Raw genomic sequence first — 19,637 nt, 5'->3', positions numbered from 1 at the left:
CAGTGGTTTCAGCATGATGCACTCCTTTGAGATTGACTACGCCCAATTCAACAACGTGGGAGCGACTCCCAAGCAAATCTGGGTGTGCATCGGCGGAGTTCCGGTCACTGACTGGCTGGAGCTGTGAGCACCGCTTGGCACAGCGATTAGGCCCTTGGGAAGCCCCTTTTCTGTTAATTGAAGAGCTCTCCTATGACTTTGTCGATCGAGTCCAAAGGAGCTAAGAACCACTCAAGCCGCGACCGTCGAAGCTCCCGCACAGTAAGCGGCCTATCAGCAGAAACCATCGATAAAGTGAGCGAAGACGGTAATATTATAGCTGAGGCCCTAGCGCGCATCTGCCAAGCAATCGACTTCTATTTAGAACAAATGGGTCTTGCGGCAATGCGGAGTGGCAGGAACGAAAATAAACCCGAGTGTGCGTAGGGTCGTCAGGTGTCAATTCTCAGAGCGATGGAGCAACCAATGTCAGACCTAATTAATAGGGTTCCCGCGACTACGCCAAATTTCACAACTGAGGTAGCGAACAAACTCGCAGAGTTGATTCCTGAGGTTGTAGCTGACGGGAAAGTCGACCTCGAGAAGCTCAAAACCATTCTCGGTGCCGATGCTGATAATGCCCGCGAACGGTTCGGCCTAACGTGGCCAGGAAAACGTGACGCCATCCGTGCCGCCCAAATTCCGACCACAGCAACGCTCATGCCGGACAAAGAGAACTCCGTCGATTGGGACACCACCCAGAACGTGTTTATCGAAGGCGATAATCTCGAAGTGCTGAAGATCCTTCAAAAGCATTATTACGGGCAGATCAAGATGATCTACATTGATCCGCCGTACAACACGGGCAACGACTTCGTCTACGTTGACAACTATGCTGACTCGATAGGCAACTACCTCGAACTCACTGGTCAGGCTGACGATGGAGGTAAGCTCTCCACTAATTCCGAGTCGGCCGGACGCTTCCACTCCAATTGGCTCAACATGATGTACCCCCGTCTGAAGTTGGCAAAGAATCTTCTACGAGAAGATGGAGCTATCGCGCTCAGCATTGATGATGACGAAATGCCACGATTGCGTCTTCTACTTGATGAAATTTTCGGCGAAAATAATTTTTACGCGAGTATCTGTTGGCAGAAAAAATATTCACCTGCTAATGATGCCAAGCGTTTTTCTGATATGCATGACTATGTGCTAATCGTTGCCCGTTCTCAAAAGTTCGTCCGTGGTCTCTTTCCGCGCACTGAGGAAAATAACAAACCGTATTCACATGATGATGGTGATGGTCGTGGCCGCTATCGTTCGGACAATTTGTCAGTGAGAACGTACAGCGCGACGAACGATTTTCCTGTAACTAACCCCAATACCGGTGAGTCTTTTAATCCACCGAAGGGAAGCTGTTGGCGTTTTTCCGAGCAGAAGCTTGCAGAGATGATTGAAGACGATCGCATCTATTGGGGAAAGGGCGGCACAGGTGCCCCACAACTCAAGCGCTACCTTAGTGAGGTGCAACAGGGCACGGTACCTACGACGTGGTGGGATTTTAATTTTGCGGGGCACAACGACGAATCTCGAAAGGAAATTCGTGCACTCTTCGGTACGACGTCAGTCTTTGACACCCCGAAGCCTACCAAGCTGATCCGTCGACTCCTACAGGTTCTTACTACGGGTGCTGATGACGAAATTGTTCTCGACTTCTTCGCCGGATCAGGTACTACTGCGGATGCCGTCATGCGTCAGAACGCTGAGGACAATGGCGAGCGAAAGTTCATTCAAGTTCAACTACCAGAATCTTTGCCGGAGAAGGCAAGGAACGTTGAATGGCAGCCCAACACCATCGCAGATGTTGCCCGTGAACGTATCCGCCGTGCCGGATCGCATATCCTAGAAGAGGAGGCCTCGAAGTTAGATGGTCGGGGCGATTCTTTCGATGTCGGTTTCCGTGCCTACAAGCTTGTCGACACGAACTTTACAAAGTGGAAGGCTGATTCCGGTCTCTCGCAAGAAGAGATGGAGACACTATTTAGGAATCTTACCGACTCTAGCAACGATGATGCCCGTCCCCAGGCGCTTCTGACCGAAATCTTATTGAAACTAGGGTTCTCGCTCGCGGAGAAGATCGAGACCATCGAGGTCGCGGGTCTGAGCGTTTTCAGCGTCGCGGATGGACTGGTTCTGGTTTACCTCGATGAGAACGTCACGCCGACACTCGATCAGCTGCGAGCTCTTGTCGAAAAAGAGCCTGAGAGGCTGGTGATCCTTGAAGATGCGTTCAATGGCAATGATGAGTTGAAAACGAATCTGATGCAGGAGTGCCGCACCCACAACGTTGATGTGTGGACAGCGTAAGGCGAGGTGACATAGATGCGTTTTCAATTTGATCCCCGTCAGCCTTACCAAACCAACGCCATCGAGGCTGTCACTGGCCTCTTCGATGGGCAGCCCGCGGATGCTGATCAGCTCTTTACGAAGCTGGAATTTCAGACTTCAAGTCCCATGCTTGAGCTTTCAGGCTTAGAAAAGAATGATCTTTTTCAGGAGATCGGTGCCTACGGTAACAATCTTGTCCTTGATGAGGGCACGATTCTTCATAACCTCAAACTCGTTCAAGATAGAAATGGTCTCGAAATCAGCGAAGATCTAGTGGATGGCCTTCAGTTCGATATCGAGATGGAAACCGGTACAGGTAAGACATATGTCTACCTGCGCACTGCGTTCGAGCTCGCCAGCAAGTATCACTTCAATAAGTTCATCATCTTGGTACCGTCCGTCGCGATCCGTGAGGGGGTGAAGACCAGTATTCAGTTGATGCGTGATCATTTCCGCCACCTATACCCGCAAATCAATATGGACGCGCTCGTTTACTCGGGCGACCGTGCTGAGGACGTCCGAGACTTCGCTACGGCCACGTCGTTGCAGTTTATGGTGATGACGATCGACTCGATTAAAGGCGACAAGAACACGCGAATCATCCACCAGTACCGCGACAAGCTCTCTGGTCTGCGTCCATTGGATTACCTGCAAGCTACCCGTCCGATCGTGATTATGGACGAGCCGCAGAATATGGAGTCCCAGCTCTCGCAGTCAGCTGTGGCGGATCTGAGCCCAATGTGTACATTGCGATATTCGGCTACGCACCGCACATCACGCAATGTTGTCTACCGGCTTGATCCGATCGATGCGCACCGCTTGGGACTCGTGAAGAAGATCGTCGTTTCCGATGCTCTCGAACTTGGTGGCGCTGCGAAGCCATACGTGAAGCTACTGGAGGTCAAACGCGATCCGTTCAAAGCCATCCTCGAGCTGGTGGTTAAGAAGAAGAATGGTTCGTATGTGAAGAAGAAGGTTAGCGCCTCACAAGGGGCCGATCTCGAGCGCTTGTCCGGTGGAAATCCTGCCTATGAGGGGAACTGGCGGATCAATGAAATCAGCGTCCAACCGGAGCATATTGAGCTAACCAACTACGGCTACCTGCGTGTGGGTGAAGCAATCGGTGATAACCAGGATGTCTTATTCCGAGAGATGATCCGCGAAACCATCCGTGAACACATCCGCAAGGAGATTCAGGTCCACCACCGCGGCGTCAAGGTACTCTCGCTGTTCTTTATTGACAAGGTCGCCTCCTACCTTGGCGACGGCATTAACAATCTTGATGCCAGTGGTCCATTTGCTGAGGCTTTTGACAAGGCCTACGAAGAGGAGCGTGCGAAGAACCTCCCCGATGGAGCGTTCCTCCCAGCTGACCCCGTCGAAGTTCGCTCTGGTTACTTCGCACAGATGAAGGCAGGTAGAGGAAAGAACGCCCCGATGACGTTTAAGGACTCTTCGGGGAGAACGAAGGCCGACGATGATGCTTATGAGCTGATCATGAAGGACAAGGCTCGCCTGCTCAGCATGGATGAGCCGGTGCGGTTTGTTTTCTCCCACTCGGCGCTTCGTGAGGGCTGGGATAACCCGAACGTGTTTCAGATCTGTACACTGCGTGACATGTCCACCGAGACAGAGCGCCGCCAAACCATCGGCCGTGGCCTGCGCCTTCCGGTGAACCAGAAGGGTGAACGTATCAAAGATGCCGGCATTGCACAGCTCACTGTGGTGGCTAACGAGTCGTACAACGCTTTCGCTTCCGCCCTCCAGGATGAGTATAAGAACGCGGGTGTGGTAATCGGGCGCGTGCGTCCGACCGAGTTCGCGGCCCTTTCTTTTGTCAACCCAGACACCGGCAAGGAGACGAGACTCGGTACCAGGCGTTCTCGGCGCATCTACGACTCCCTCCTATCGCAGGGCTATATCAACGCTGCAGGCGAAGTCACTGACAAATGGACACCAAATCAGCTCGGATTCTTGGTCGATCTGCCCGATGATTTCGTCGGCTATGAGGATGACGTAATCCGCATCGTTGATGACTGCAAGTCCGCCACGATTGCCGAGGATAAGCGCGAGCGTGTAACCCGCACCCTCAACAAGCAGGTCTACGTCACCCCCGAGTTTGAGGCATTCTGGGAAGCAATCACGGCACGCACTACCTATCGCGTCGCCCTCGACCGTGAGGATCTCATCAGACGGAGTATTGAGAGTATCAAGCAGGCACCGCAAATAGACCCGATCCGTATCCAGGTGACCCGCACTGATATGGAGATCACCCGTGGTGGCCCGAAAGGAATGGAGCTTGGCTCGCGTTCGGCGGTGCTCGCAGATTCCTACCCGCTCCCGGACATTATTACTCAGCTCCAGGAATCTACCTCGCTGACGCGCAAGACGATTATCGACATTCTGCTCGGTTCTGGGCGTATCGGAGACTTTCTCGAAAATCCGAATGACTTCATCAAGATGGTGACGGACCGTATCAGGACCCAGCTAGCCTACGCGTTGATCGATGGCCTTCAGTATGAGCCGATCGGAGGTAGCATTTACGAGCTGCGTGAGTTGCAGGCTGATGGCTTGGAAGAGAAATTCTGGTTTATCAACAAACTCTATCAGGTGACGAACAAGGAAAAGACGGACTTCGACTACCTCGTCCTTGATTCGGACCCGGAGCGGCAATTCGCCCGTTACTTGGACGGGCGTGAAGACATCAAACTGTTTATGAAGCTTCCTAGCAAGTTCCTTGTGCCTACACCTGTGGGTGATTACAACCCGGACTGGGCGATCATCAAGGTCGAAGACGGCACCGAGCACCTGTATCTGGTGCGGGAGACCAAGTCGAGCCAGGATCCGATGAAGCGCCGTCCATCCGAGAACGCGAAGATTGAGGCTGCGAGAAAGCACTTCGCTGCCATCGGTGTGGACTATATGGTTTCTGCCCCCGAGCGGTGGGAAATCTAACGGGGCGGCCAACGTTGCAGCTTTTAAGTGACTATCAAGCCAAGCTCTACGCCCACGAGCTAGACCGCTCCTACGCGTCAGACCATGTCGGCAAGCTCGCCGGGCTGCTGTTCGATGCCCAGGTGGACCCCAAACCCCACCAAATCGACGCCGCTCTTTTCGCTCTGCAATCCCCTTTCTTGGAAGGCGTGATCCTCGCCGACGAGGTCGGACTCGGTAAAACGATTGAGGCTGGCATCGTCATCTCCCAGTATTGGGCACTGCGAAGCCGGCGGATCCTGATTATTGCTCCGGCGTCGCTGCGCCAGCAATGGAAGCAGGAACTGGATGAAAAGTTCGCCCTGCCTGCCTCGCTGTTGGATCGCACGAACATTGACGAGCTGACCGGTGCAGGTGCTCGGGATCAGATTCTGATCTGCTCGTACGAGTTCGCCAGTTCGCAGACCTTGAAGTTGATCCGCACCTGGGATCTCGTGGTCTGCGATGAGGCCCATCGGCTGCGCTCCTATTGGACTGGACAAGCGAAGATCGCAGCGAACGTGGCACGCATCTGCCAGGCCGCTACCAAGACCGTCATGCTGACTGCGACCCCGCTTCAGAACCGGCTCGAGGAACTCTTCGGGCTCGTCTCGGTGTTTTCCCCGAACTATTTCCACTCGCTCGACGCTTTCAAAGAGCGCTACCTCGATAATCCTGACGGCGTCGGTAACGACGATCTTGCCCAGCGCGTCGCGCTCGTGGCGAAGCGGACGCTGCGCAAAGATGCCGATAAGTATATTCGCTTCACGGAGCGTATGCCTCTAACTGTGGCCTTCACCCCCAGCGACGCGGAGGTCGAGTTGTATGACAAGATCAACGAATACTTGCAGCGTCCGGTCCTATGGGCGTTCGCAAAGTCACAGCGCCACCTGTCGGCGCTCATCATGCGCAAACGCCTGGGTTCCTCGTCCTACGCTGTCGCATCTACTCTTGAAAAAACTGCTGATCGGCTCGAGGCAGAAGTGTGGGCGGGGCGTCGCCGGAATGATGCCGGTGGCTTTGTTGCCGATCCAGACATCACTAGTGAGCTGCGTGAGGAAGCAGAAAACGCTTCTGGAAGCAATGAGGTTATTGACCCAGGGCAGCGCAAAGAGATGCTCGGTGAAGTAGAAGAGCTACGCGAGTATGCGAAGCTTGCCCGCTCTATCACGGTCAATCAGAAAGCGGTTAAGCTCGTTGATGCCCTCGAACAGGGCTTTACAAAGTTGCGTGAAATCGGGGCACCTCAGAAAGCGATTATCTTCACCGATTCGACCGTTACCCAGGACTATCTTGCTCGTTCATTGCGGGAGGCAGGTTGGGGTGACGGCTTGGTGTTATTCAATGGCACCAACAACGGCGCCGAGGCAAACGCCATTTATCAGCGTTGGCTTGAGGAAAACCAGGGGAGCGACCTTGTTACTGGAATTCCTGCTGCTGATCGTCGTAAAGCCCTTGTGGATGAGTTCCGTGAACGTGGGCGCCTGATGATAGCTACTGAGGCTGCTGCGGAGGGTATTAACCTGCAGTTCTGTTCGATGCTGGTCAACTATGATCTGCCCTGGAATCCGCAACGCATCGAGCAGCGTATCGGTCGTGTTCACCGATTTGGGCAGAAACATAACGTTGTGGTCGTCAACTTTTCCAATAAAGGTAATCTCGCCGAGGAGCGCATCCTCGAACTGCTCACTGAGAAGTTCGAGTTGTTCACATCCGTGTTCGGTGCCTCTGACGAGGTGCTCGGCCAGATCGAGGACGGCCTGGACTTCGAGAAGAACATCGCCCATATTCTCGACAACTGCAAAACCGCCACCGAGATCGATGCTGCATTCACCGCTCTCGAGGCGAAATATGCAAAGCAGATCAACCGGGAGATGAAGAAGACCCGGGCTAAGGTATTCGACAACCTCGATCCGAAGGTGCGTGACAAACTCAAGTCCTACGACGCTCAAACCGGCGTCGTCCTCAACGCCTTCGAGCGACTCCTCATTGATGTCACACGGTATGAGCTCGGCGATATCGCCACGTTCAACAAGTCCGGTACTCAGTTCGCCCTGCACGATGCCCCCGAGACCGGTATCCCGGTCGGCCAATATTACTTCAAGTCCGAGCCCCGCAAAGGAGCACACCAATACCGCTATGCAAGCGACTTGTGCGCGTGGGTGATCGACCATGCCAAGAGTCACGACACTCCGCCCGCGCGTCTTACCTTCCAAGTCAATGGCTCCGAGCACGCTACGGCTGTGGCAAAACGGCTCAGCGGCAAGTCCGGGCGGGTGCGCATCGAAGAAGTCACGTTCACCATGCGGGCAGGAAAACAACAGCTTCGAGAGTCCTACTTGCTTACCGCTGGGTTCCTTGAAGACGGGACACCCATGGATCATGAGCAAATCCGGGATCTCCTTGATTTAAACTGCACAGCCATTTGTATGGAACCTGTGGTGGACACCGGTTTCGAGCAGGCGCTAAATGAACAGCTTGCCGAGCTCGGCCAGGATGTGGAGGACCGCAATGCAGTGTTTTTCCTCCAACAGGAAGAACTCATCGAAGCGGCTCGCTTGGACCACAAAGCGAAGTTTGACGCGAAGATTCGCGAATACCAGGCCAAGGAAACCGCAGCGAACAAGGCCGCCCGCAAGGCTTCCAGCGCCGCCGAGGAACTCAAGCTCAGGCATGAAGCCCGACAGTGGCGGCGTAAGATCGATGACTCCGAAGACGAGTACAGAACCGAGCGGAACCGGTTACGTGACGAGTCTGAGGAATATCTCGACAATGCCCGTGACGCTCTCAACGCCTCTGAAAATCGCCGTGAACTCTTTAGCATTAACTGGGAGGTCAATTGACGGTGGTCGTTGTTGAGAGAGATGTGACTAAGGGCTAGGCCAGACATCTCGTACAATAAACTCTCTGACAACTCGCGCACTGCTATGCTCGCCGCAATCGAGATTTGCAACAAGCCGCAGACGACCAATCGAGAGTAAGTCGTGACTGTTCTCGTTGTGAACGCCGGGGAACTCATCTTCAAAGCTGCTTTCCGTCAGGCCAAGAAGAACATCTTCTACAAGAAGAAGGGCGGCGAGGACTATAGGTCGTTGTCTCTGGAGCGCTGCATGGCAGATATGGATAAACATCACCTCTGGCCCGACACGGTTGATGGTGACGGTGTACGAGTGAATCTCCAGGTTTTTATTGGTTATCGGAACTTCATTGGTGGGTTGGGCTTTTCCATTCTCGCCCCAGGCAAGAAGAAGGCGTAGTACTTATCGATCTGTGTGATCGGGAAAAATTCTGTTCTCGTGCCTCAACGGAATCTGAGATGTTGCGGTAGTACACGACATTCCTTTGTGCGTATTCTCGAGTGGGATCCTCAGCTACGTTGATGATCCATTGCGGAGGCGGGTGAGGCTATTGCTGGAGTGGTCGTATGTTGAAAGAAGATTGAAGAGCAGCTCGTCACCATAGTCTTCGCGTTCAGCGGGAGCTTTTACTTATTCTTTGATTGTTTTGACGCTGAGCAGGGGCACGGACAGAGCATTCTAAGTGTTACAGCCAAGATTAACAGTTACTAATTTATCTGACTGGGCCGGCCATTAGAATTGTCTTTCACGATGTGGGTGGCTTCCATGCTGTTGTTTTGCGAGCCACCTAGGGCGCGATAACGCTTTTTATTTTATTTTTAGGCGTGGAAAGTGCTGCAAACTCTCACTGAAATTTGCACAAAGTTACATTCAAACTGACAAAAAGTGACACTTTTGACAGTTTAGTGACAGTTTCATAGTTTGGAAACTATAAAAGCGCAGTTCAGAAGGCATTTTTAAACTACAAATGCGTTTGTAACTTTTGTCACTTTGCGGGTGTTTACCCCCACAAACTCTCACAAAGTGACACTGAGCACCGTAATTCACGCCAAATATGCAAAACTTTAAGACTTAACTCGAAGTTTTGTGACTTTGCTCGAAGTTTTTGTCAGTTTGTTTGTGACTTTGGAGGCATGGCGTCGGTTGTGACGCTCCCGCGCCATGCCTTTCATGATTCGGCGAGATTATGACTCACTAGCTTCGCGCTCGTGCAGCGTCTCTTTAGCATCCCGTGCAGCCAGCGGAGCAGCAGAATCGTCGCTAGTAGCAGCTCCCTTCGACGCACGTGATTTCTTAATCGCGCCGATAATCCCCGGCAGGATAGAAATGAACACGATCGCCAGGAAGATCAGCTCGATATTCTCGCGCACGAAGGTGAAACTACCCAACCACACGCCGAGAACCGTCACACCGCCAGCCCACAGGAAACCGCCGCAAATGTCGAAAAGGAAGAAGCGGGCATAGTTCATGCGCGCCATGCCGATAGTCATAGGAGCGTAGGTGCGGACAATCGGGACGAACCGGCACAGGATCACAGCCAGCGCCCCCCATTTCCTAAAGAACGCCTCGCCTTCAGTGATATAGGCCTTCTTAAAGATGCGCCCGTCGGGACGTTTCCGGATACGGTCACCGAGCTTCCTACCAATCCAATACGAGGACTGATCACCAGCGATAGCGCAGGCGATCGCGACCAAAAGCACCTGCCACACGGGAGCAAACCCATTGTGCTGGTTAGCCAGCATACCCGCGGTGAACAGCAGGGAATCGCCGGGGAGGAGGGGGAACCCAAGGCCGGTTTCCACGAAAATAATGAGCCCCAGGCCGGGGAGAATCAGGTGCCCGAAGGGGCTATCGGCACCCAGCCAGTACATCGGGTCCAGCAGTTTCGGAGCTGCTGTCACCGTCTCACTCGCCTGAGCGAGGATGTTGGTGCGCAGCTGCGGCACCAGGTCGGCAGAGGCCGCTAGGGTTGCTCGGGCCGACGTAGCAGCGTCGGCAAGCATGTGTGTGCCGTTAGCAAGAGCGGCGGAAGCGAATGTTTTTACCCCTGTGCCACCCATAGTGAACGCTTGGGTAAGAACAGTGAGGTCGACAGCGGTCAGTGCACTCATGATCCCACAGCATACTTGGTACCGATCCATCCTTTTGACTCCGAAACCGTGAATTTGCTGTGAAATTCCTTAATGGGGCATCACGATGCAGGTCATGAGTGGTAAAGGGCGCGGGGTGTGTGGGCACCTGATTTTCCGCATTCTTCCCCGCAGTGGCCGATTTTCCCCTGCCGTGCCGTATTTTCTTATGTGTGAACCATTTCCACGGCGTAGAACGGCTCAGCGACGGCAAGATGATCGTGATCCAAGGATCGGTGGCCGCCGGGATCGCATTTTGGTTTGCGCACCATGTGATCGGCCACCCGCAACCGTTCTTCGCCCCCATGGCGTCGGTGATCGCGCTCGGTACCAGCACCGTCGGTCGGTTGCGCCGGTCGGTCGAACTAGTCATGGGGGTCTCCCTGGGAATCGGTATCGGCGACATCATGATCTCCCACATCGGAACCGGATCCTGGCAAATCGCCATCACCGTGGCGTGCGCTCTGGCAGCCGCGTTATTTCTCGACAAATCCCCACTGGCTCCCATTCAGGCGACATGCTCTGCCGTCTTAGTAGCGACGATTATGCCCCCGGGAACGATGGGCGGGATCACTCGAATGATCGACGCTCTGGTCGGTGGTCTCATCGGGATCATGGTGATCGCACTGGTGCCCAATAGCGCCATCCGCCCGGCGCGACGCGAAGTAAGCCGGGTGATCGGCCACGCGGGGCATGTTCTTGACACCGTGTCGCGCGGTCTTCGGAGTAACGACGTCGGGGTGGTGTCCGACGCGTTAGTATCCGCCCGAGGAACCCAGGCGCGCATTAATGCCATGATCGCTGCTGTTCAGGGCGGTACGGAAGTTGCCGCGGTGTCGCCGTTTTATTGGGGTGCCCGCCGTGACATGCGGAAAATGAGCCAGATTTTGTCGCCGGTGGATAACACGATGCGTAACTCGCGTGTTCTTGCGCGCCGGGCGGCCACGATTATTTCGGACCAGAAAGACATTGATGAGCGTATTCCAGTTATTTTGGACGCCTTGGCGCATGCCTGTACCGAATTAGAATCGATCTTCGCTGAGCAGGGGAAATCGGGGAAGCTTCATGAGGCTCAGCGTTTGCCCGCCGTGATTGAGCAGCTGAAGAATACTGCGGCGGTGACGTCGGGGGATCATGGTGAGAAGTCCGGTATTTCGGGCATTGTTGTGATGGCGCAGGCGAGGTCCATCATTGTGGACTTGCTCCAGGTGTGCGGCTTGTCGCGTGAATCGGCTGTGGTTGTGTTGCGGCCGGAAGATAAGAAAGGCGACGGTTCGGACCTTCAGATTTGGGAAGGGTAACGGACCGTGTAGAGCAGCAGGGGAGGACAGCTGGGGCCAGTCGGAAAGGATAGAGCCTAAACGCGGGCGTGGGTTCGCGCGATGGCGTCGCGCTCGCTTTCGCTCAGTCCGCCCCAAATACCGTAGGTCTCGCCCACAGAGAGTGCGTGTTCTCTGCATTGGTTAATAACGGGGCAGGTTGCGCATACCAATTTTGCAGCGTGCTCGCGGGCTGCACGGGCGCGTCCTCGTTCGCCTTCCGGGTGAAAGAAGAGGGATGCGTCTGTGTCTCGGCATGATCCATGCCGTTGCCATTCCCAAGACTGGATAGTGGGGGTGGGCAGGTTGTGGATCTGAGGAAGCATGTTCTCCTCCGTCGGGTGTGATGTGGGTTTCGTTGTGCAGATATGTGGCGTCGTTTGTGTTTGTTTTTGGTTTTGTGGTTTGTGTGGTGGGACGTCTTATATCCGCGGGCGTGTGCGCGCCTGGTATTCAGTCAAGACCGCGTTGGTGAACAGAACGTAACGAGAACACGACTTTTAGATTGCAAAATTAATTGTTGGGTGGAGTAGCAGGTGTAGTGCCTGTGTGTGAGTGGTCACCGGGCTCGCTGCGGGCTGGCAGGGGGCGAATGTAAAAACCCCGCGGGACTCGTCGGGACGCTCCTCGGAAAACCGCCCGACACTCCTCGCTCACAAACCTAAAACCCACCCCCGCAACTCCCCGCCACCCCCTGCTGAGGGGCAGAAGAATCGCTAGCTCCGTGCATTTAATACATATAATTATTTTCATTCTTTTATATGTATTTTCGAGTCTCGCACAGCTATTCGCGCGTTCATGTACTCTGGTTTTTCAGGTTCTGTAGTGCTCATCCGCCTTCTATGGAATCGCCGTGATATTTTTTACGACACATCGTCGTCATGAATTGTCCATTTTCAATAAGCGAAAACACCGCCGACCAGGCCCTTTGTTTGCTTATATATTCATCGACGCAAATAAAATTGTCTTTTTCTGATCTTCACGTCAGAATGAGGCAAGAGAAATCGCGGTTCAGTGCCCGAGACTGCGATTGGGTGTGTTCTCGTCGGTGGTGACGGCGCCGACGAGCCATCGTCGACAGTGAAAGAAGAGGAAGTTAATGTCTGCAGCAGCTAGCGATGGGGCCATTAATGGCCTGGTTGCCGCAGCTGCGCGCGGGGATCGGGATGCCCTCCAGAAAATCATGGATTACATTCACCCAAAAGTGGTGGTGTACTGCCGGCATCGTCTGTCAGATGATTCTTTCCCTGGTCCGGAGGATACGGCTCAAGAGATCTGCATGGCCGTATTGAAGTCGATAGATCGCTTTGTTGACCGTGGAACGCCGTTCATGTCGTACGTGTACGGAATCGCTAGTCACAAGGTCAAAGATGGCTATCGCTCGATGGGGAGGGACCGCAGTCAACCGACGGATGAGATCCCCGAAGCCATCCATGATGTTGCGGGTCCAGAAGAGTTGGCTATTCAGTCGGATGGCCGTAACAAACTGTTGCGTTTGCTCGACATACTGGGTGAGAGACCGCGCGAGATCATTATTCTGCGAGTTCTTGAAGGGTATACCTCGGAGGAAACAGCCAAGATCATTGGCTCCACACCGAATGCCGTTCGAGTAGCTCAGTTCCGGGCGATTGCTAAATTGAAAAAGGCAATGGCTGAGTCGCCTGACTACGGTGAGGCGATTGCTTTGGCTAACAAGGCCAAAGAGGACTGACAGTGATCACGGGGGTCAACTTACAAAGGAAGTACATACGTCGCGGCGGCAACACCGTGCCCATGATGGTGATTATTGCCGACGACGGACGTAGTGCGGTGTCGCCCGCAGGCGGGGCCGTACAGTAATAACCGGTTTTGGTGTGGATGGAACAGCAGGAGCGAACAGATGAGTGGTTTTGATAACTGGGATCGTGAGGGGGTTGAGCACGATCCAGAATCCCTAGCTGCTGTTGACCGCTACCTTGATAATCTCTCCCGGGGTACTGACTCCGACGATGACCTCGGTCAGCTGTTCATCCAAGCTCGGCAGGACGCGGAACGTAATATCCCGGTAACGCCTCAGCTCAGCGACTTAGGCTTCTTTGACAGCTTCTCTGACGACGAGGCGCTGGATGATTCCCCCGTCGCTAATGCTCCGACGACTGTCTTCCGCCCTGTAAATGCGGAGGGGCAAAACACTCAATCCAGTGACGACGCAGGTCGCGATGCTGACGGCGACGCTACCGTGCATGACTTCGCGGCCTGGAAGAGTCAGCGTGACGCGTCGGGTGATGATGCCGCCAAGGGTTCGCGTTCGGGTCGTCCCCGTCACCGTTCGTGGCGTCATGGCGATAACCACAATCCGGTCCCGCGGTGGATGTACGCCCTCGGCGGCGCTGCTGCGTCCTGTGTTCTTCTTGCCGGTGGCGGAGCTGTTATCCACGCCTCGACCCCCGGTTCGCCTCTGTGGGGTCTGAATCAGAGAATGTTCGGCGATCACGCTGCCGCGGTTGAATTGGCCTCGACGCTCGATCAGGTCCGCGAAAAGCAGGAGGCCGGGGATACCCAGGGTGCTGCTGAGTTGCTGGAAAAGGCGCGCGAAGTTGCCCACAAGGCCAAGGACTCCGGCTCGAAGGATTCGAAGAAAGACGAATCAACGACGACGGTTACTGTCACCGATCAGTCTGTCGTGAAGGGCCCCGACGGCAAACCCACCACCATCGAGAAAACGATGAGTAACGGTGAGCCGAAGAAGGCTGAGCCGCGCAAGGACCCGACGACCACGAATGATCGCGACACTAAGGACACCAAGACGACCACTGAAACGTCGACGGTTACCGTGACCGTGACGACGACGGTGACGCCTGCTCCTGTGCCTGGGTCGAATAGCAGCAACAGCGGTTCGAACTCCGGGAGCGGAAATTCATCGCGTGGATCGTCGTCATCAGATGGTTCGAGCGACGACGTGACCGAGTCTCCGTCGTCGGGCGGCTCAAGCACCTCCGCCGAGGAGTAGAAGCCGGCCGGCGTCGCATCGACGCGCGGCCGCCCCCCTATCGGTACCCGGCGATCCCGTGGTTGAGTCCGTCCAGGAACCCGAGGCAGTAATCCCACGGGGCGTACTCGTCGGGATTGGGGTTGGCGCTCGGTTCATGAATGGGCGGCTGCTCGTGGTTATACAGCGCGAGCAGGTTGTTAATGAGGATCCCCCAGTCGTAGTAGTGCATCTCTTCGCAGTCATCGCACAGCATCTCCACACCGCGAATGCCGAGCGGGGTGAGAACACGCTGCATCTCCCGAACGTGGTGAAGTTCGATAATGACTTCGCCTTTTTCCTCGTCGGTAAGGGGTTCCATAGGCTCATCGGGGTCGAGGAAAGAGGCGGGATCGTTGGGATCTCCCGCGAATGGGTCCGGGGGCATATGGTCTGCGAAGTTCACCCCACTAGGCTAGCCCATGTGCCACAAAATTTTTGCGGTAGCATATGACAAAAGAGTGCGTGGTGGCACTTCGCTTTCGTCATGGTCCTAGGAGATAAATAGTGGAACGCACAGGTGGCGACGACCCCAACAAAGTTGCTCTTGTAGGTCTTACTTTCGATGATGTCCTTCTCATTCCCTCCGCCTCTGATGTGATTCCTTCCGAAGTGGACACATCTGCGCAGCTCACGCGCAACATCCGGCTGGGTATTCCGCTGGTGTCCGCGGCGATGGATACGGTGACAGAGTCTCGGATGGCCATTGCGATGGCCCGGCAGGGTGGCATCGGCATCCTTCACCGCAACCTTTCTATCGACGACCAAGCCCAGAACGTGGAAGTAGTGAAGCGTTCCGAGGCCGGCATGGTCACCAACCCCATCACCTGTTCGCCAGGCGACACGATCGGTCATGTCGACGAACTGTGTGCCAAGTTCCGTGTCTCTGGTTTGCCCGTAATTAACGACGAGGGCACGCTGGTCGGCATTTGCACCAACCGTGACATGCGGTTTGAGTCCGATCTGTCCCGCAAGGTTGCCGACGTTATGACGCCGATGCCGTTGATCGTCGCCCAGGAAGGTGTCTCGGCGGAGGCTGCTCTGAACCTGCTGTCCACCCACAAGGTGGAGAAGCTGCCGATTGTTGATTCGGCGGGCAAGCTGACGGGCCTGATCACGGTGAAGGATTTCGTGAAGCGTGAGCAGTACCCGAATGCGTCGAAGGATAAGGAAGGCCGCTTGATCGTCGGTGCCGGGATCGGTACGGGCGAGGATTCGTGGAAGCGCGCAGGTGCGTTGGTCGATGCGGGTGTTGATGCCCTCGTTGTCGATACTGCGCACGCGCATAATTCCGGTGTTCTGGACATGGTCGCGCGGGTGAAGAAAGAATTCGGTGACCGCGTCGACGTTATTGGTGGCAACTTAGCGACGCGCGAGGCCGCTCAGGCCATGATCGATGCCGGTGCCGACGCCATCAAGGTGGGTATTGGGCCCGGTTCTATTTGCACGACGCGCGTTGTTGCGGGTGTGGGCGCGCCGCAGATCACGGCGATCATGGAAGCCTCCGTTCCGGCGCATAAGGCCGGAGTTCCGGTTATTGCCGACGGCGGTATGCAGTATTCCGGCGATATCGCGAAAGCCCTGGTTGCTGGCGCGAACACGGTAATGTTGGGTTCGCTGCTGGCCGGTACTGCGGAAGCTCCGGGGGATGTTGTCACCGTCAATGGCAAGCAATACAAGATGTATCGCGGTATGGGTTCGCTGGGGGCTATGCAGGGCCGCGGTCTGAAGGGTGAGCAGCGGTCATACTCGAAGGATCGTTACTTCCAGGCGGATGTTCGTAGCGAGGAAAAGCTGGTCCCGGAGGGGATTGAGGGCCGTATTCCGTTCCGCGGGCACATTGATGGCATTGCTCATCAGCTCGTGGGTGGTTTGCGTGCCGCCATGGGGTACACCGGTTCCGCAACGATCGACGATCTTCACGACGCCAAGTTTGTGCAGATCACGGCGGCGGGTCTTCGTGAGTCGCATCCGCATGACATCCAGATGACGGTGGAAGCGCCCAATTACTACCAGCACTAGAGGCGTCGTCGGCCCTGTTGGACGCTGAGTGAATTGTTTTTGTTGTCGGCAGCCGGTTCGGGCTGCCTGTCACTGTGAGGAAATACAGAAAAATCATGCGTGAAGTTGTGGAAATTGGTTTGGGGCGGGAAGCTCGCCGGACATATGGGCTCGATGACATCACGATCGTGCCCAACAGGCGCACGCGGTCGTCAAAAGATGTGGATACGTCGTGGACGATCGACGCGTACCACTTCGGCATTCCTGTCCTGGCACAACCGAGCGACGCATTAACCAGCGTGGATTTCATTAGTGAAATGGGCCGCCTGGGGGGCGCTGCGGTTATTAACGCTGAAGGCCTGTGGGGTCGAGTGGCGGACATGGACGCTGCCGTGGAGCAGATCGTGTCGACGGCCTTCGATGAAGAGGGCTACGACGATGGCCAGATGACCAACCGGGCTATCCCGCTGTTGCAGAAACTGCATGGTCTGCCCCTGGATAAGGATTTACTGTCGGACCGCATTCGCGACGTTCGCGCTTCGGGCGTGACGACGGTGGTCCGTGTGTCGCCACAAAATGCTCGGGAGCTGGCTCCGGTGGTGGTCGCGGCGGGTGCCGAGATCGTCGTCATTCAAGGAACGTTGATTTCTGCCGAACACGTATCGGCTGATGGAACGCCTCTGAACCTGAAGGAGTTCATCGGCTCGCTGGATGTTCCCGTCATTGCGGGGTCCGTGTTGGATTACACGACGGCTATGCATCTGATGAGGACAGGCGCGGCCGGCATTATCGTCGGCGGCGGATCGACGACGAACGCTGACACGCTGGGTATTGATGCTCCGAAGGCGACGGCCATTGCCGACGCGGCGGCTGCTCGTCGTGATTACTTGGACGAGACCGGTGGCCGGTATGTCCACGTGATCGCGGATAGTGAGCTGGAAACCTCGGGCGAGATGGCGAAAGCTATCGCGTGTGGCGCTGACGCTGTGATGTTGGGTAGCCCGTTGTCGCAGGCCAAGGAGGCTGCAGCGACCGGATACTACTGGCCTTCGGTGGCTGCGCACCCGCGGTTCCCGCGTGGGGTTATCGAGAACCTGGTCATTGAGCGCGATGAGGCTCCGTCCCTGGAGAAAGTTCTCATGGGGCCGGCGACGGAACCATTCGGCAGCTTGAATCTGATCGGCGGTGTTCGACGTTCGATGGCGAAGGCTGGATACACGAATTTGAAGGACTTCCAGAAGGTTCAGTTGAGCGTTCGCTCCTGGCTGTAACTGGTGAACTGGTGGCGCTGACTAGTGTTGACGCCGCGGCGTTGACGTCGACGGGTGAGGCGGAATGAGACGGGGTCGAGGTTTGTCCATCTGACGCGGTAGAGTCTTCTGCGTGAGTGAACAGCAACAAACCCCGTCTCCTGTTCTTGTCGTTGACTTTGGTGCCCAGTACGCCCAGCTGATTGCTCGGCGCGTGCGCGAGGCTCGCATCTATTCCGAGGTCATTCCGCACACCGCGTCGGTGGAGGAAATCAAGGCGAAGCACCCGGCTGCGCTGATCCTCTCGGGCGGCCCCTCCAGCGTTTATGCTGATGACGCACCTGTTTTTGATCCCTCGGTGCTGGACTTAGGCGTTCCCGTGTTCGGCATTTGCTACGGTTTCCAGGCGATGACGCACGCGTTAGGCGGAGTTGTCGCGCGCACGGGGGACCGCGAATATGGCCGGACGACGATGTCTATCGTCGGTGATGGTGGCCTCTTGCACGATGGCGCGGTCAATGATGTGTGGATGAGCCACGGTGATGCTGTGTCCGAGGCCCCGGAGGGCTTCGTGGTGACGGGCCGTTCGCCCGGTGCCCCGGTGGCTGCGTTCGAGGATGCCGATCGGCACATGGCTGGTGTGCAGTACCACCCGGAGGTCATGCATTCGCCCGAGGGGCAGAAGGTTCTTGAGCGTTTCTTGACGCAAATTGCTGGGCTGAAGCAGACGTGGACGCCCGGCAATATTGCCGATCAGCTGGTGGAACAGGTTCGCCAGCAGGTTGGACCTGAGGGCCGGGCTATTTGTGGTCTGTCGGGCGGTGTGGATTCGGCCGTCGCCGCTGCTCTGGTGCAGCGGGCGATCGGTGACCGCTTGACCTGTGTGTTTGTTGACCACGGTTTGTTGCGCAAGGGGGAGCGCGAGCAGGTCGAGAATGATTTTGTTGCGTCGACGGGCGCGAACCTGGTCACGGTCGACGAAACCGACGCGTTCTTGTCGGCGTTGAAGGGCGTGACGGACCCAGAGAAGAAGCGTAAGGCGATCGGTAACGAGTTCATCCGCTCATTTGAGCGCGCTGTTGCCGGTGTGCTCTCCGATGCTCCGGAGGGTGCGCGTGTTGATTTCCTCGTGCAGGGCACGTTGTACCCGGACGTGGTGGAGTCCGGCGGGGGCAGCGGCACGGCGAATATCAAGAGCCACCACAATGTGGGAGGCCTGCCCGACGACGTTGAGTTTACGCTGGTAGAGCCGCTGCGTTTGCTGTTCAAGGACGAGGTCCGCGCGGTGGGGCGCGAGCTCGGTTTGCCCAGCGCTATTGTGTCGCGCCAGCCTTTCCCCGGTCCGGGCTTAGGGATCCGCATTATCGGGGAGGTTACGTCTGACCGTTTGGCGACGCTTCGCGAGGCGGATGCGATTGTCCGCCAGGAGCTGTCCGCTGCGGGGCTGGACGATTCGATTTGGCAGTGCCCCGTGGTTTTGCTGGCGGATGTGAGGTCCGTCGGAGTGCAGGGCGACGGCCGGACCTACGGCCATCCGATCGTGTTGAGGCCCGTGTCGTCGGAAGATGCGATGACGGCGGATTGGACGCGCATTCCTTACGACGTCATGGAGAAGATTTCGACCCGCATTACCAACGAAGTCGCTGAAGTGAACCGCGTCGTGTTGGATTGCACGTCGAAGCCCCCGGGAACGATTGAGTGGGAGTAGCCCGCGTCGGCGTGTGAATCGGGGG

The 19,637-nt window shown here is 56.0% G+C and carries 13 protein-coding genes; 10 read left to right on the top strand and 3 right to left on the bottom strand.

The features are described from left to right. The first annotated feature begins 465 nt into the window (after window positions 1–465). The 4 genes from Q3981_RS08120 to Q3981_RS08105 all read left to right on the top strand — a co-directional run bounded on the left by Q3981_RS08120 (window position 466) and on the right by Q3981_RS08105 (window position 8,597). Window positions 466–2,346, top strand: a complete 1,881-nt coding sequence (locus Q3981_RS08120) for a site-specific DNA-methyltransferase (RefSeq protein ID WP_303125128.1) — start codon at window positions 466–468, stop codon at window positions 2,344–2,346. A gap of 15 nt (window positions 2,347–2,361) precedes the next feature. Beyond that, window positions 2,362–5,322: a DEAD/DEAH box helicase family protein gene (locus Q3981_RS08115; protein WP_303125126.1), complete on the top strand. Its 2,961-nt coding sequence runs from the start codon at window positions 2,362–2,364 to the stop codon at window positions 5,320–5,322. Continuing rightward, complete coding sequence (locus Q3981_RS08110) at window positions 5,310–8,183, top strand: SNF2-related protein (protein ID WP_303125124.1); 2,874 nt, start codon at window positions 5,310–5,312, stop codon at window positions 8,181–8,183. Before Q3981_RS08115 ends, Q3981_RS08110 begins: the two co-directional genes overlap by 13 nt. 141 nt (window positions 8,184–8,324) lie before the next feature. After that, the gene (locus Q3981_RS08105; protein WP_303125123.1) at window positions 8,325–8,597 is read left to right on the top strand and encodes a DUF3644 domain-containing protein; all 273 of its coding nucleotides are present in this window, start codon (window positions 8,325–8,327) and stop codon (window positions 8,595–8,597) included. Window positions 8,598–9,382: 785 nt separating this feature from the next. Here Q3981_RS08105 and Q3981_RS08100 read toward each other — a convergent pair. Then, window positions 9,383–10,309, bottom strand: coding sequence for a DedA family protein (locus Q3981_RS08100; protein WP_303125121.1), 927 nt, complete (start codon window positions 10,307–10,309; stop codon window positions 9,383–9,385). Between the two features lie 191 nt (window positions 10,310–10,500). Here Q3981_RS08100 and Q3981_RS08095 point away from each other — a divergent pair, with 191 nt between their 5' ends. Further along, window positions 10,501–11,628 carry an aromatic acid exporter family protein gene (locus Q3981_RS08095; RefSeq protein WP_148209614.1) on the top strand — a complete coding sequence of 376 codons (1,128 nt, stop codon included), beginning with the start codon at window positions 10,501–10,503 and terminating at the stop codon, window positions 11,626–11,628. A gap of 56 nt (window positions 11,629–11,684) precedes the next feature. Here the strand turns inward: Q3981_RS08095 and Q3981_RS08090 are convergent, their stop codons facing one another. Continuing rightward, window positions 11,685–11,972 carry a WhiB family transcriptional regulator gene (locus Q3981_RS08090; RefSeq protein WP_303125118.1) on the bottom strand — a complete coding sequence of 96 codons (288 nt, stop codon included), beginning with the start codon at window positions 11,970–11,972 and terminating at the stop codon, window positions 11,685–11,687. Window positions 11,973–12,745: 773 nt separating this feature from the next. Between Q3981_RS08090 and shbA the strand changes: the two genes are divergently transcribed. Both shbA and Q3981_RS08080 read left to right on the top strand, forming a co-directional pair. Then, window positions 12,746–13,357 carry an RNA polymerase sigma factor ShbA gene (gene shbA / locus Q3981_RS08085; protein WP_221924183.1) on the top strand — a complete coding sequence of 204 codons (612 nt, stop codon included), beginning with the start codon at window positions 12,746–12,748 and terminating at the stop codon, window positions 13,355–13,357. 168 nt (window positions 13,358–13,525) lie between these two features. Continuing rightward, window positions 13,526–14,635 carry a hypothetical protein gene (locus Q3981_RS08080; protein ID WP_303125115.1) on the top strand — a complete coding sequence of 370 codons (1,110 nt, stop codon included), beginning with the start codon at window positions 13,526–13,528 and terminating at the stop codon, window positions 14,633–14,635. 37 nt (window positions 14,636–14,672) lie between these two features. Here Q3981_RS08080 and Q3981_RS08075 read toward each other — a convergent pair whose 3' ends face one another. Next, window positions 14,673–15,041: a DUF5319 domain-containing protein gene (locus Q3981_RS08075; RefSeq protein WP_046201988.1), complete on the bottom strand. Its 369-nt coding sequence runs from the start codon at window positions 15,039–15,041 to the stop codon at window positions 14,673–14,675. A gap of 119 nt (window positions 15,042–15,160) precedes the next feature. Here Q3981_RS08075 and guaB point away from each other — a divergent pair, with 119 nt between their 5' ends. The 3 genes from guaB (at window position 15,161) to guaA (ending at window position 19,612) form a co-directional block, all read left to right on the top strand. Beyond that, complete coding sequence (guaB, locus tag Q3981_RS08070) at window positions 15,161–16,675, top strand: IMP dehydrogenase (protein WP_303125109.1); 1,515 nt, start codon at window positions 15,161–15,163, stop codon at window positions 16,673–16,675. A 95-nt stretch (window positions 16,676–16,770) separates the two neighbouring features. Continuing rightward, on the top strand, window positions 16,771–17,925 hold the full coding sequence (locus tag Q3981_RS08065) for a GuaB3 family IMP dehydrogenase-related protein (RefSeq protein WP_303125107.1): 1,155 nt from the start codon (window positions 16,771–16,773) through the stop codon (window positions 17,923–17,925). A gap of 112 nt (window positions 17,926–18,037) precedes the next feature. After that, a complete protein-coding gene (guaA, locus tag Q3981_RS08060; RefSeq protein WP_303125105.1) occupies window positions 18,038–19,612 on the top strand; it encodes a glutamine-hydrolyzing GMP synthase in 1,575 nt (524 codons plus the stop codon). Window positions 19,613–19,637 lie beyond the last annotated feature (25 nt).

The organism is Corynebacterium sp. (assembly GCF_030530965.1).
In the GTDB taxonomy this organism is placed as follows: domain Bacteria; phylum Actinomycetota; class Actinomycetes; order Mycobacteriales; family Mycobacteriaceae; genus Corynebacterium.
This window is presented reverse-complemented; position numbering and strand designations above follow the sequence as displayed.

Coding starts and splice junctions, on each gene's coding strand:
- Q3981_RS08090 (WP_303125118.1), bottom strand. CDS start 11,972: ATGCTTCCTCAGATCCACAACCTGCCCACCCCCACTATCCAGTCTTGG.
- Q3981_RS08100 (WP_303125121.1), bottom strand. CDS start 10,309: ATGAGTGCACTGACCGCTGTCGACCTCACTGTTCTTACCCAAGCGTTC.
- shbA (WP_221924183.1), top strand. CDS start 12,746: ATGTCTGCAGCAGCTAGCGATGGGGCCATTAATGGCCTGGTTGCCGCA.
- Q3981_RS08120 (WP_303125128.1), top strand. CDS start 466: ATGTCAGACCTAATTAATAGGGTTCCCGCGACTACGCCAAATTTCACA.
- Q3981_RS08075 (WP_046201988.1), bottom strand. CDS start 15,041: ATGCCCCCGGACCCATTCGCGGGAGATCCCAACGATCCCGCCTCTTTC.
- Q3981_RS08115 (WP_303125126.1), top strand. CDS start 2,362: ATGCGTTTTCAATTTGATCCCCGTCAGCCTTACCAAACCAACGCCATC.
- Q3981_RS08065 (WP_303125107.1), top strand. CDS start 16,771: ATGCGTGAAGTTGTGGAAATTGGTTTGGGGCGGGAAGCTCGCCGGACA.
- Q3981_RS08080 (WP_303125115.1), top strand. CDS start 13,526: ATGAGTGGTTTTGATAACTGGGATCGTGAGGGGGTTGAGCACGATCCA.